Origin of the sequence: Burkholderia sp. KJ006 (assembly GCF_000262695.1) — a bacterium.
GTDB lineage: Bacteria > Pseudomonadota > Gammaproteobacteria > Burkholderiales > Burkholderiaceae > Burkholderia > Burkholderia vietnamiensis.
The window spans coordinates 2,637,844-2,650,856 of sequence record NC_017920.1; the positions used below are offsets into that span (position 1 = coordinate 2,637,844).

Genomic DNA, 13,013 nt, shown 5'->3' on the forward strand with positions numbered 1-13,013 from the left:
TCCGGCCCGCACTCGAGCTCCCCGCCCCGCGCGCGAACGGTCCGTCATTGCAGCGCGATCCGCGTGCTCGCGCAAATTCATTTGCGACATGAAATCATGCACCTGCGAACTGTATCCGCGGGCGTGGCGCGCCGCCGGCCGCTGCGAACGCGGTTCGCGCCCTTACAATATCCGGTCCGCACCACGATTCGACCGCCGAGCCATGACCCGAGATCCCCGCCTCACCCTCAACGCGCGCCAGCAGGAATTGCTCGAATGGGTGCAGCGCGACGGCTTCGTGACGGTCGACGATCTCGCGTCGCACTTCGCGGTCACGCCGCAGACGATCCGCCGCGACGTGAACTGGCTCGCCGACCTGAACCTGCTGCGCCGCTACCACGGCGGCGCGAGCCTGCCGACCAGCTCGGAGAACGTCTCCTACACTGCGCGCCAGCGGATGTTCCACGACGAGAAGCGGCGCATCGCGGCGCTGGCCGCGTCGCACATCCCCGATCAGGCATCGCTGTTCATCAACCTCGGCACGACGACCGAGGAAGTCGCGCGCGCGCTGAATCGCCATCACGGCCTGCACGTGATCACGAACAACTTGAACGTCGCGTCGATGATGAGCGGATACCCCGACTGCGAGGTGCTGATCACGGGCGGCATCGTGCGGCCGTGGGACAAGGGGATCGTCGGCGAGCTCGCGATCGACTTCATCCGCCAGTTCAAGGTCGACTACGCGATCATCGGCACGTCGGCGATCGAGGCCGACGGCACGCTGCGCGACTTCGACACGCGTGAGGTGCGCGTGGCCGAGGCGATCATGCAGCATGCGCGCACCGTCTACCTGGTCGCCGATCATTCGAAGGTCGGCCGTCCCGCGCTGGTGCGCCAGGGGCACCTGAGCCAGGTGCACGCGCTGTTCACCGACAAGCCGCTGCCGCCCGAGATGACCGACACGGTGGCCGCCGCCGGCACCCAGGTGTACGTCGCCGAATGACCGCCGCGATGCTGCACCGCACGCGAAACTTCAAGTGAAATCAAGAAGTTCGCGCGCCGGCCGAACCGCTTGCGGGGCGCGCCTGTGTCAAACGGAAAATTAACGGGGCACGATTTGTCGTTGCCCGCACGCTCGACTAGACTCCAGTTCCCCGGCCCGTCGCACGATCCGCTCCTGGCAGCGCGTATGCGACATCCCGGCCGGCGAATGCAGCTTTTCCCCCCAAGCCCTACCCGCGGGGTATCGCGCACCGGCGTTCACGCCGGCCGCGCGGGCAGACCGGTTGCCATGGAGAGAACGATGCTGAGTCCGCATGAATTCGCCACGCTATTGCTTGTGAAGGACGCCCCCGACCAGGGCGACATGGAGCGCGATGAACTCGACGCGCTGCTCGAACAGCAACTCGTCCGGCTGGAAGGCCTGGGATCGGGACGCCGATATTGCGTGACCGAAACCGGCGACGCCGCGCTGCGATCCATCAAATACCGCTATTCATGAAGCGCCCGCCGCACCGCCGTTCCAGATGACCCGCGCGCCGGCCGGATTCCCGGCCGCGCCGCTTTCCGCCTCCCTGCCGCCCTTCGTGCGTTCGCGCGTCAGCCGCCGCGCAGCGTCGGATCGACCGCCGCGCGCCAACTGATGGCCTGCGCGCGTGCGCCGTTGAAATACGCGATCCACGCGGCACGCTGCGCCGAGTTCGGCGCCGCGTAGCGCGCTGAAAGTTCGTTTACGAACGCACAATAGTTCGTTTCCGTCAGCCCCCGATAGCGTTTCGCCACGTACGCGTCGTACAGCGTCGAATAGACCGGCACCGCGTCGTCGCCCCAATCGCGCGCGGCGCCGCCGCAGCTCGTCTCCAGGTCGACGAACGACGGCGCGCGCCAGTTGCCCGCCAGCGGCGGCACACCGACGCCGCACCCCGCCAGCAACACGGCGCACGCGCCCGCCCACATCCCAATACGCATGATTCACCTCGCGAAACGGTCGATTGCGTCAGTATCGCCCGCGGTCGCGCCGCGCGCCACTGGCCCGCTTTTTCGAACTTTACTTTTTCGATTCCGTTCGTTAAATTTCGAATCCGAACATTTCATGTTCGCCAATTTCCATCAGACGATAAGGACAGCAGGTGACACAACCGAATCGCTACGATCTGCTCGTCGTCGGCGGCGGCATCAACGGCGCCGGCATCGCGCGCGATGCGGCGGGCCGCGGCCTGTCGGTGCTGCTTTGCGAGCAGGACGATCTGGCGTCGCACACGTCGTCGTGCAGCACGAAGCTGATTCACGGCGGCCTGCGCTACCTCGAATACAACGAGTTCGGCCTCGTCCGCAAGGCGCTGCAAGAGCGTGAAACGCTGCTGCGCGCGGCGCCGCACATCATGTGGCCGCTGCGCTTCGTGATGCCGCACATGCCGAACCTGCGGCCGGCGTGGCTGATCCGCGTCGGCCTGTTTCTCTACGATCACCTCGCGAAACGCGAACTGCTGCCCGGCTCGCGCGGCATCGACATGCGCCGCCACGCGGCCGGCGCGCCGCTGATCGACTCGATCAAGCGCGGCTTCGTCTATTCGGACGGCTGGGTCGACGACGCGCGTCTCGTGGTGCTGAACGCGCTCGACGCGCAGGAGCGCGGCGCCGAGATCCTCACGCGCACCAAGCTCGTGTCGGCGCAGCGCGTCGGCGACGCATGGGAAGCGCGGCTCCAGCTTGCCGACGGCTCGATGCGCGTCGTCCACGCCCGCGCGGTCGCGAACGCGGCCGGCCCGTGGGTCGGCGAGGTGCTGCACGGCGCGCTGGGCCGCGGCGCGCATCACAGCGTGCGGCTCGTGAAGGGCAGCCACATCATCACGCGCCGCCTGTTCGAGCACGACCACGCGTACATCTTCCAGAATCCGGACAAGCGGATCATCTTCGCGATTCCGTACGAACACGACTTCACGCTGATCGGCACGACCGACGTCGAATACACGAGCGATCCCGCGAAGGTCGCGATCGATCGCGACGAGACGCAGTATCTGTGCGAGTCGATCAATCGCTATTTCAAACGCAAGATCTCGCCGGCCGACGTGCACTGGACCTATTCGGGCGTGCGCCCGCTGCTCGAAGACGAAAACGCGGCGAACGCGTCGGCCGTCACGCGCGACTACCGGCTCGAGATGGACGACGGCGCCGGCGCGCCGCTGCTGTCGGTGTTCGGCGGCAAGATCACGACCTTCCGCAAGCTCGCGGAGGAAGCCGGCGACATGCTGTGCCGCGCGCTCGGCCGCGACGCGCCGACGTGGACGGCCGGCGCGCCGCTGCCCGGCGGCGACATCCCCGGCGCGAAGTTCGACGCGTTCGCCGATGCGTTCGCGACACGCCACCCGTGGCTGCCCGCCGCGCTCGCGCGCCGCTATGCGCGCGCGTACGGCACACGCGCGGAGCGCATGCTCGACGGCGCGCAGTCGCTCGCCGAGCTCGGCGCCGAAGTCGCACCGGGCCTGTTCGACGCGGAGCTGCGCTATCTGCGCGACGTCGAGTGGGCCACCTGCGCGCAGGACGTGCTGTGGCGCCGCTCGAAGCTCGGCCTGCACGTCGCGCCCGGCACGCTCGACGCGGTGACGGCCGCGCTCGACGCGTGGTTCACCGCCGCACACGCGCCGCACGCCTGACCCGTTTGCAGTTGCAGTTTGCATTTGCAGTGGCCTTACCGATGTCGATTCACCGACGCGCCGCGTAATATGCGGCGCGCATCACAACTACGCCGATCCACGGATGGAGATGAGAGACATGCAGGACCAGTACATCCTCGCGCTTGACCAGGGCACGACGAGCTCCCGCGCAATGCTGTTCGATCGCCAGGGCAACATCGTTTCGATCGCCCAGAAGGAATTCGAACAGATCTACCCGCAACCCGGCTGGGTCGAGCACGACCCGCAGGAAATCTGGTCGACGCAAGCCGGCGTCGCCGCCGAAGCCGTCACGCGCACGGGCCTGAACGGCACGTCGATCGCGGCGATCGGCATCACCAACCAGCGCGAGACGACCATCGTCTGGGATCGCGAAACCGGCCAGCCGGTCTACAACGCGATCGTGTGGCAGGACCGCCGCACCGCCGACTTCTGCGATTCGCTCAAGCAGCAGGGCCTCGAGGCGAAGGTGCGCGCGAAGACCGGCCTGCCGATCGACTCGTACTTCTCCGCGACCAAGATCCGCTGGATTCTCGACAACGTGCCGGGCGCGCGCGACAAGGCGCGCCAGGGCAAGCTCGCGTTCGGCACGGTCGACAGCTGGCTCGTGTGGAACTTCACGAAGCACGAGCTGCACGTCACCGACGTGACGAACGCATCGCGCACGATGCTGTTCAACATTCACACGCGCGAGTGGGACAGCGAGCTGCTCGAGCTGCTCGACATCCCGCGCAGCATGCTGCCGGAAGTGAAGGCTTCGTCGGAAATCTACGGCCATACGAAGACGACGGTGTTCGCGTCGAAGATTCCGCTCGCGGGCATCGCGGGCGACCAGCACGCGGCGCTGTTCGGCCAGATGTGCACGACCTCGGGCATGGTCAAGAACACCTACGGCACCGGCTGCTTCCTGATGATGAACACCGGCGACAAGCCGATCGAGTCGAGGAACAACCTCGTCACGACGATCGCCTGGCAGATCGGCGACGACGTGCAGTACGCGCTCGAAGGCAGCATCTTCATCGCGGGCGCGGTCGTGCAATGGCTGCGCGACGGGATGGGCATCATCAAGACGGCCGCCGAAATCGAAGCGCTGGCCGCGCGCGTGCCGCATACCGACGGCGTCTATCTGGTGCCGGCGTTCGCGGGCCTCGGCGCGCCGCACTGGAATGCCCGCGCGCGCGGCTCGGTGTTCGGCGTCACGCGCGGCACGACGTCCGCCCATCTCGCGCGCGCGGCGCTCGACGCGATCGCGTATCAGTCGCTCGACGTGCTGGCCGCGATGGAAGCCGACTCGGGGATCAGCATCGGCGAGCTGCGCGTCGACGGCGGCGCGAGCGCGAACAACCTGCTGATGCAGTTCCAGGCCGATCTGCTCGGCGTCGACGCGGTGCGTCCGCAGATCACCGAGACGACCGCGCTCGGCGCGGCCTACCTCGCGGGCCTCGCGATCGGCTACTGGAAGAACCTCGACGAAGTGCGCAGCCAGTGGCAGCTCGATCGCCGCTTCTCGCCGTCGATGCCGAAGGAGCAGGTCAAGCAGTGCATGGCCGGCTGGCAGCGCGCGGTGCGCGCGGCCAAGGCGTGGGCCGACGACACGCAGTAAGCGCGGCGCTGGCCGCAACACGTCCAAACGAAATACAACAACACCGGCGGGCCGCGCAATGCGCGAGTCCGCCGCACTCCAAGAGAGACAACATGTCACCTTATATTGCGGAATTCATCGGCACGGCGATCCTCGTGCTGCTCGGCAACGGCGCGGTCGCAAACGTGCTGCTTGCGAAGACCAAGGGCAAAGGCGCGGACCTGATCGTCATCGTGATGGGCTGGGCGATGGCGGTGTTCGTCGCCGTCTACGTGACCGCGTCGTTCAGCGGCGCGCACCTGAATCCGATCGTCACGATCAGTCTCGCGCTGGCGGGCAAGTTCGCGTGGTCGAAGGTCGCCGGCTACGTCATCGCGCAGATGCTCGGCGGGATGGCCGGCGCGCTGCTCGTATGGCTCGCGTATCGCCAGCACTTCGCGAACGAAGCCGACGCGGACCTGAAGCTCGCGGTGTTCTGCACGGCGCCCGCGATCCGCAGCACCACGCACAACGTGCTGACCGAAGCGATCTGCACGTTCGTGCTGATCCTCGGCGTGCTGTACCTTGCGTCGCCGCAGGTCGGCCTCGGCGCGCTCGACGCGCTGCCCGTCGGCCTGCTGGTGCTCGGCATCGGCATCTCGCTCGGCGGCCCGACCGGCTATGCGATGAGCCCGGCGCGCGACCTGTCGCCGCGCATCATGCACGCGCTGCTGCCGATTCCCGGCAAGCGCGACAGCGACTGGCGCTACGCGTGGGTGCCGGTGATCGGCCCGCTGCTCGGCGGCGCCGCGGCTGCCGGCCTGTATCTGCGCCTGCACGCGATGGCCTGAGCGCGGCGGCGGCGGCGGTTGGCGGTTGGCGGTTGGCGGTTTCGAAACGGCGCGCGGCGGCCGCCGTCGCGCGCTTCATGAACTCCTCACGCGGCGTCACGGCGCAGTGCGCCGGTGACGCCCGCTGCTGCCGCCGCTGCCTGCGGCCAGCATCGCCGGTGGCGAACCGCGTCGCGTCACGGCGGTTCCGCATGCTCGTCAACGCGCATCCCGTTCACGCATGCCGACACCCGGCCGAAGCCACCCGCCGCGGCAGCCGTTCATCTACCTCGAAGCCGAATCTGGCCTGCCTCGCGCCCGGCATTGCGAGGGCGAGCCGCGTCGCGCCACGGCGGCCTCGCATGCGCAGCGACGCCAGGCCCGCCCCCGCATGCCGGCACCCAGCCGACGCCGCTCGCCGCAGTCGCCAATCATCTGCACCGAAGCCGAATCTGTCAGCCGCACGCCGCCGGCACATCCCCCAAGCCCGCTGGCCGCATCGCGAAAACACGTATCATGGCGGCACGTTCGGCGTCGCCGACACCCCGCCTCTTCTTCATCATGCTCGATCACCTTATCTGCGACTGCGACGGCGTGCTCGTCGACAGCGAAGTCATCGCCGACCGCGTCCTGTTCGACACGCTGTCCGCCACGTTCCCCCACCTCGATTTCGAAGACGCTGCAAAGTCGGCCTTCGGCCAGCAGACGTCACGCTTTCTCGCGGGGCTCGAAGCGCGGTTCGGGATCAGGATGCCGGAGAACTTCATCGAAACCGTCGAGCACAACATCGAGACCGGTCTCGCGCAATCGCTCGCGCCGATCACCGGCGTGCGCGACGCGTTGATGCAGGTCGGCCTGCCGGCCGCGGTGGTATCGAACAGCCGGCTCGTGCGCGTGCGCAGCTCGCTCAAGCGCGCGGCGCTCACCGAGATCTTCGGCGATCGCGTGTTCAGCTCCGAGCAGGTCGCGCGGCCGAAGCCCTACCCCGACGTCTATCTGCATGCGGCGCAGACGCTCGGCGTCGAGCCGACGCGTTGCGTCGTCGTCGAGGACAGCGTGTCGGGACTGAACGCGGCGCGCGCGGCCGGCATGAAGACGATCGCGTTCGTCGGCGCGAGCCACATCCCGGACAACTACGCGGACGCGCTGCGCGCGATGGGCATCACGCGCATCATGCGCCGGATGGACGAACTGCCGGCGCTCGTCGCGGCCGGCGTACGCGGCGAATTCGGCGACGTGCAGTCCTGACGGTTGGCCGCCGCGCGATAAATCGACTGGTGCGCGCGGCTGCGCGCACGCGGTGCGCCGGGCGCAACGACGCGCCCGTGCGCCACGCTCAGGCCGGCTCGCAGCAGCGCTCGCGCGCGGCCGCCAGCGCCTCGCGGAATTCCACGAGTTCGGCGATCGTCAGCATCGGCAGCCCGTGCTGCTGCGCGAAGCGCTCGACGTCGTCGCCGCGCGTCATCGTGCCGTCCGGGTTCATCAGCTCGCACAGCACGCCGGCCGGCCTCAGGCCCGCGAGGATCGACAGATCGATCGTCCCTTCGGTGTGACCGCGGCGCGCGAGCACGCCGCCCGGTTGCGCACGCAACGGGAACACATGGCCGGGGCGGACGATGTCGTACGGCTTCGCATCGTCGGCGATCGCCGCGCGGATCGTCGTCACGCGGTCGGCCGCGGACACGCCGGTATGCACGCCTTCGCGCGCCTCGATCGACACGGTGAACGCGGTGCCGTTGCGGCTCTCGTTGGTCTGCACCATCGGCGGCAGCTCGAGCGCGCGGACCTTGTCGTCGGTCAGGCACAGGCACACGATGCCGCTGCACTCGCGGATCAGCAGCGCCATCGTCTCGGGCGTGATGCGCTCGGCGGCGACGATCAGATCGGCCTCGTTCTCACGGTCGTGATCGTCCTGCAACACGACCGCGCGGCCCGCGCGCAACGCGTCGAGCGCGGCGGCGATGCGCGGCGGCACCGGTTCGGATTCGAGCAACGGGAGATCGGCAAAGGCGTCGGCGGGTGCCGACGAAACGGACTTGAAGGACATGTGAAACGCTCCTCGCAATTACGATTTGGGCGAAAAACGTTTCAGGGCATTGCAAACAGACAGAACGACAATCCGCTACGCACGCACGGCGAAGCGGCCCTGACGGACATGACTATCTGCACATCTTCTCTCATCCGGACTATGACCGTCGGCTCTGGCATTCGACCAGATCTGCTGACCCCGCGCAGCTGCGCGGGCGCTCGCGGGCTCGCCGGCTTTCGCCAGCCTACCGCCGGTGGGGAATTTCGCCCCGCCCTGAAGACGCACTGATTGCCGGCCGGGACATCGATCCCGGAACCAGCGGGCAAAGCATACCTCAGCTGCAAACGCCGCGCAGCGAACCGCGGCTATACCCTTACCGGCGACACCGTCTAACGAAGTCGCCGCTACGGCCCGCCGCCCGCCGCGGCAATCGCGGCGTTCGCGCGCAATCAGCCGGCCGCGGCCGCATCGCGCACGTGCCAGCGCGGCGGCGCCTCGGGGCCGACCGTCACGCGGAACGCGCGCGCATCGCTGTCGCCGGGGTTGCGCAGGCTGTACGGCTGGTCGGCGTCGAACACGATCGCGTCGCCGGTCGCGAGCAGCTGGCGACGGTCATGCACGCTGACTTCGAGCGTGCCCTCGCTGACCACCAGATTGATCGTCGTGCCGGGCGCACGCGGCGTGCCAGGCTCCGTATGCAGCGGCGCGATGCGCAGCTCGTGGAACTCGGCCGCGGCCGGTTCACCTTCCGGATACAGCGCGCGCGCGGAAAAGCGGCCGTTCGAGCTGACGACGCGCACCGCGCGCTCGGCCGCCAGATGCTCGAAGCCGTTCACCGCGTGACGGCGCAGGAACGCGGCGACCGACACCTTCAGGGCCGCGGCGATCTTGCAGAGAACCTTGATCGACGGCACGCTGCGCGCGGATTCGATCTGCGCGAGCATCGCGCGCGACACGCCGGACAACCGCGCGAGCGCATCGAGCGACAGTTGCCGCTCGGCACGCAGGCGCGCGAGATTCACGCCGACGACGTGCTCGAGCGCGTCGAGCGAAGCGGACGTCCGCGCGCCGGCGGCGTCGCCGGACTCGAACGAAGACACGTCGCGCACCAGCGCCAGGGGTGTAGACATAGCATGACCTCCGGGCCGCCGTGCGGCCCTGCGTTGGGGTAAGCCGGAATCGGAGTGCGCCATGCACGGCGCGTACCGACACGCTATCACCGGGCCCGGAGCGGGCAAACGAAGTTATCTTCACACCGTTATCAGCAGCGCGGCGCAATGGGTGTTTCACGCGGCGTCTGCGCTCGCACCTTGCCGGGATGGAGCCGGCAAGGGGCCGGAACCCACCGGCACGGCGGCGCGCGCCCGCAACCGGCCACCGGTCCGGCGGGCCGCGAAAAGCTATAATGGAAAGCTTTCCCGACGGCCTTTCCTGTCCAATGCGCGCCATATCATGCAGCGTGCATGCAGCGCGCGGCCGTCCCGATTCACCCTTGACGACGCCCCCAGGTCAACCACTGCGAACGGCGAACCCCATGACCAAGAAAGTTTACGTAAAGACCTTCGGCTGCCAGATGAACGAGTACGACTCGGACAAGATGGTGGACGTGCTGAATGCGGCCGAAGGCCTCGAGAAGACCGACACGCCCGAAGACGCGGACATCATCCTGTTCAACACGTGCTCGGTGCGCGAGAAGGCGCAGGAAAAGGTGTTCTCCGATCTCGGCCGCGTGCGCGAGCTGAAGGAAGCGAAGCCCGGCCTGCTGATCGGCGTCGGCGGCTGCGTCGCGAGCCAGGAAGGTGCATCGATCGTGTCGCGCGCGCCGTACGTCGACCTCGTGTTCGGCCCGCAAACATTGCACCGCCTGCCGCAGATGATCGACGCGCGCCGCGCGAGCGGCCGCGCGCAGGTCGACATCACGTTCCCCGAGATCGAGAAGTTCGACCATCTGCCGCCCGCGCGCGTCGAAGGCCCGAGCGCGTTCGTGTCGATCATGGAAGGCTGCTCGAAGTACTGCAGCTACTGCGTGGTCCCGTACACGCGCGGCGATGAAGTGTCGCGCCCGCTCGACGACGTGCTGACCGAAGTGGCCGGCCTCGCCGACCAGGGCGTGCGCGAAGTGACGCTGCTCGGCCAAAACGTGAACGCGTACCGCGGCGCGCTGAGCGCCGGCTCGGCCGACATCGCCGATTTCGCGACGCTGATCGAATACGTCGCCGACATTCCGGGCATCGAGCGGATCCGCTACACGACGTCGCATCCGAAGGAGTTCACGCAGCGCCTGATCGACACCTACGCGAAGGTGCCGAAGCTCGTGAGCCACCTGCACCTGCCGGTCCAGCACGGCTCCGACCGGATCCTGATGGCGATGAAACGCGGCTACACGGTGCTCGAATACAAGTCGGTGATCCGCAAGCTGCGTGCGATCCGCCCCGACCTGTCGCTGTCGACCGACATGATCGTCGGCTTCCCCGGCGAGACCGAAGACGACTTCGACAAGATGATGGCGCTCGTCCACGAGATGAGCTACGACACGAGCTTCTCGTTCATCTACAGCCCGCGGCCCGGCACGCCGGCCGCCAACCTGCACGACGACACGCCGCGCGAGGTCAAGCTCAAACGCCTGCAACATCTGCAGGCGACCATCGAGGAGAACGTCGCGCGCATCAGCCAGTCGATGGTCGGCAAGGTCGAGCGCATTCTCGTCGAAGGCCCGTCGCGCAAGGATCCGAACGAACTGTCGGGCCGCACCGAGAACAACCGCGTGGTGAACTTCCCGGCGCCGCTCGCCTCGCACCCGCGCCTGATCGGCCAGATGATCGACGTGAAGATCAACCATGCGTACCCGCACTCGCTGCGCGGCGAGCTGCTGCTCGTGAGCGACGACGCGAGCGCGGCCACCCACTGACCGACTGACGTTCCACAGGAGCCCGACGCTACTTTGAAGACCGTCCAAGCACTGGAATTCACCGCACCGCGCGACGACAACGCGCGCCTCGCGAACCTCTGCGGCCCGCTCGACGAGAATCTGCGGCAGATCGAACAGGCGCTCGACGTGACGCTCGCGCGGCGCGGCCACCGGATCACGATCCGCGGCCGCGGCGCGAAGCTCGCGCTCGCGGCGCTCGAGAACTTCTACAACCGCGCGCGCGATCCGCTGTCGGTCGACGACATCCAGCTCGCGCTGGTCGAAGTGCGTCACACCGCCGGCAACGGCCGGCAGCACACGGTCGACGTGCGCTTTCGCGGCGATCCCGACCATCCGTTCGACGAACCGGCGGCGGCGCTCGACGACGCCGCGCCCGACGAGGAGCCCGCGCCGAAGCTGTACACGCGGCGCGCCGACCTGCGCGGCCGCACGCCCGCGCAGCGCGAATACCTGAAGCAGATCCTGCAGCACGACGTGACGTTCGGCATCGGACCGGCCGGCACGGGCAAGACCTACCTCGCGGTTGCATGCGCGGTCGACGCGCTCGAGCGCGACCAGGTCAAGCGGATCGTGCTGACGCGCCCGGCCGTCGAGGCCGGCGAGCGGCTCGGCTTCCTGCCGGGCGACCTCGCGCAGAAGGTCGACCCGTATCTGCGGCCGCTGTACGACGCGCTGTACGACCTGCTCGGCTTCGACAAGACCGCGAAGATGTTCGAGCGCCAGATGATCGAGATCGCGCCGCTCGCGTACATGCGCGGACGCACGCTGAACCACGCGTTCATCATCCTCGACGAGGCACAGAACACGACGCCCGAGCAGATGAAGATGTTCCTCACGCGGATCGGCTTCGGCTCGAAGGCCGTCGTCACCGGCGACACGAGCCAGGTCGACCTGCCGCGCGGACACAAGAGCGGGCTCGTCGAGGCGCAGCAGGTGCTCGGCGACGTGCGCGGGATCGCGCTCACGCGCTTCACGAGCGCGGACGTCGTGCGCCATCCGCTCGTCGCGCGCATCGTCGAGGCGTACGACGACTTCCACGCGCAACACAAGGACGCATGAGGACGCCTGACGACGCGTGACGCTGCTGCGGCGCCCGTGCGCCGCAGCAGCCACCGGCCCGGCCCGCCCGACGGCGCGCCGGGCATTTTTTCACCCGCGTCCGGACGCGGCGCATTCGGGTGCGATCGGCCGTTTGGTGTATCCTCAACGCGTTCCAATCGCCGCCCCAGTCATGAAATCATCCCGTTCTCGCAAGTCCGGGCGCGCACAGTCTGCCGCGCCAGAATCCCCCCGTGTTTCCCTGTTCGATGCGAAGGGCAAGGCCCGGAGCGTCAACGCGCAAGGGCTGCGAATCGACTTCCCGGATGGCCGCAGCCTGATGTTCGACCTGTCGGGCAGCTCGGGCGACGCGGCCGTCGCGATCGTCGCTCAGCACAACGATCCGACCATGCGCGCGAAGCTCGCGCTGCAGCCCGAGCACTACGACAGCGTGACGCTGCACGTCGGCGCCGAACTCGCGCCGCGCGACGAAGAAATGGATGAAGGCGGCCGCGAACTGGAGTTCGAACTGTCCGTGCAATACGGCGACGAAATCACCGCCGAGCTGCGCAAGACGCTGCCGAAGCGCAAGCTGATCGCCGAATGGATCGAGCCGGCGCTGTTCGCGAGCGCGCAGCTCACCGTGCGCTTCGTCGGCGAGGAAGAAGGCCGCACGCTGAACGCCGGCTATCGCCACAAGGACTATCCGACCAACGTGTTGACGTTCGCCTACGATCCGGCGCCGGACGGCACCGTGATCGGCGATCTGGTGCTGTGCTGCCCGGTCGTCGAAAAGGAAGCGCGCGAGCAGAACAAGCCGCTCGCGGCCCACTACGCGCACCTGCTGGTCCACGGCGCGCTGCACGCGCAAGGCTACGACCACGAGACGAGCGACGCTGACGCCGCCGAAATGGAAGCGCTCGAAATCGACATTCTCGCGAAGCTGGGCTTCCCGAACCCGTACCAGTAAACGCCG

Annotated in this window: 12 protein-coding genes and 1 riboswitch; of the genes, 9 read left to right on the forward strand and 3 right to left on the reverse strand. The window is 68.0% G+C overall.

Annotation, left to right across the window (positions count from 1 at the left end):
• Positions 1–202: 202 nt before the first annotated feature.
• On the forward strand, positions 203–982 hold the full coding sequence (locus tag MYA_RS11895) for a DeoR/GlpR family DNA-binding transcription regulator (RefSeq protein WP_011885949.1): 780 nt from the start codon (positions 203–205) through the stop codon (positions 980–982).
• Between the two features lie 300 nt (positions 983–1,282).
• The gene (locus MYA_RS11900; RefSeq protein ID WP_011885950.1) at positions 1,283–1,480 is read left to right on the forward strand and encodes a hypothetical protein; all 198 of its coding nucleotides are present in this window, start codon (positions 1,283–1,285) and stop codon (positions 1,478–1,480) included.
• A gap of 98 nt (positions 1,481–1,578) precedes the next feature.
• Here the strand turns inward: MYA_RS11900 and MYA_RS11905 are convergent, their stop codons facing one another.
• Positions 1,579–1,947, reverse strand: a complete 369-nt coding sequence (locus tag MYA_RS11905) for a hypothetical protein (protein WP_011885951.1) — start codon at positions 1,945–1,947, stop codon at positions 1,579–1,581.
• Positions 1,948–2,108: 161 nt separating this feature from the next.
• Here MYA_RS11905 and glpD point away from each other — a divergent pair, with 161 nt between their 5' ends.
• The 4 genes from glpD (at position 2,109) to MYA_RS11925 (ending at position 7,289) form a co-directional block, all read left to right on the forward strand.
• Positions 2,109–3,632 carry a glycerol-3-phosphate dehydrogenase gene (gene glpD / locus MYA_RS11910; protein ID WP_011885952.1) on the forward strand — a complete coding sequence of 508 codons (1,524 nt, stop codon included), beginning with the start codon at positions 2,109–2,111 and terminating at the stop codon, positions 3,630–3,632.
• 118 nt (positions 3,633–3,750) lie between these two features.
• Positions 3,751–5,253 (forward strand): glycerol kinase GlpK, encoded by a 1,503-nt coding sequence (gene glpK, locus MYA_RS11915; RefSeq protein WP_011885953.1) that lies wholly within the window; start codon positions 3,751–3,753, stop codon positions 5,251–5,253.
• Between the two features lie 92 nt (positions 5,254–5,345).
• The gene (locus MYA_RS11920; RefSeq protein WP_011885954.1) at positions 5,346–6,062 is read left to right on the forward strand and encodes an MIP/aquaporin family protein; all 717 of its coding nucleotides are present in this window, start codon (positions 5,346–5,348) and stop codon (positions 6,060–6,062) included.
• Between the two features lie 540 nt (positions 6,063–6,602).
• Complete coding sequence (locus MYA_RS11925) at positions 6,603–7,289, forward strand: HAD family hydrolase (protein ID WP_011885955.1); 687 nt, start codon at positions 6,603–6,605, stop codon at positions 7,287–7,289.
• Between the two features lie 88 nt (positions 7,290–7,377).
• Here MYA_RS11925 and ribB read toward each other — a convergent pair whose 3' ends face one another.
• Positions 7,378–8,088 (reverse strand): 3,4-dihydroxy-2-butanone-4-phosphate synthase, encoded by a 711-nt coding sequence (gene ribB, locus MYA_RS11930; protein WP_011885956.1) that lies wholly within the window; start codon positions 8,086–8,088, stop codon positions 7,378–7,380.
• A gap of 118 nt (positions 8,089–8,206) precedes the next feature.
• Positions 8,207–8,355: riboswitch (FMN riboswitch) on the reverse strand.
• 164 nt (positions 8,356–8,519) lie between these two features.
• On the reverse strand, positions 8,520–9,200 hold the full coding sequence (locus MYA_RS11935; protein WP_041493887.1) for a helix-turn-helix domain-containing protein: 681 nt from the start codon (positions 9,198–9,200) through the stop codon (positions 8,520–8,522).
• A 404-nt stretch (positions 9,201–9,604) separates the two neighbouring features.
• Here MYA_RS11935 and miaB point away from each other — a divergent pair, with 404 nt between their 5' ends.
• The 3 genes from miaB to ybeY all read left to right on the forward strand — a co-directional run bounded on the left by miaB (position 9,605) and on the right by ybeY (position 13,007).
• Positions 9,605–10,978, forward strand: coding sequence for a tRNA (N6-isopentenyl adenosine(37)-C2)-methylthiotransferase MiaB (gene miaB / locus MYA_RS11940; RefSeq protein ID WP_011885958.1), 1,374 nt, complete (start codon positions 9,605–9,607; stop codon positions 10,976–10,978).
• Between the two features lie 33 nt (positions 10,979–11,011).
• Positions 11,012–12,058: a PhoH family protein gene (locus MYA_RS11945; RefSeq protein ID WP_011885959.1), complete on the forward strand. Its 1,047-nt coding sequence runs from the start codon at positions 11,012–11,014 to the stop codon at positions 12,056–12,058.
• A 172-nt stretch (positions 12,059–12,230) separates the two neighbouring features.
• The gene (gene ybeY, locus MYA_RS11950) at positions 12,231–13,007 is read left to right on the forward strand and encodes an rRNA maturation RNase YbeY (protein ID WP_041493888.1); all 777 of its coding nucleotides are present in this window, start codon (positions 12,231–12,233) and stop codon (positions 13,005–13,007) included.
• Positions 13,008–13,013: the final 6 nt, after the last annotated feature.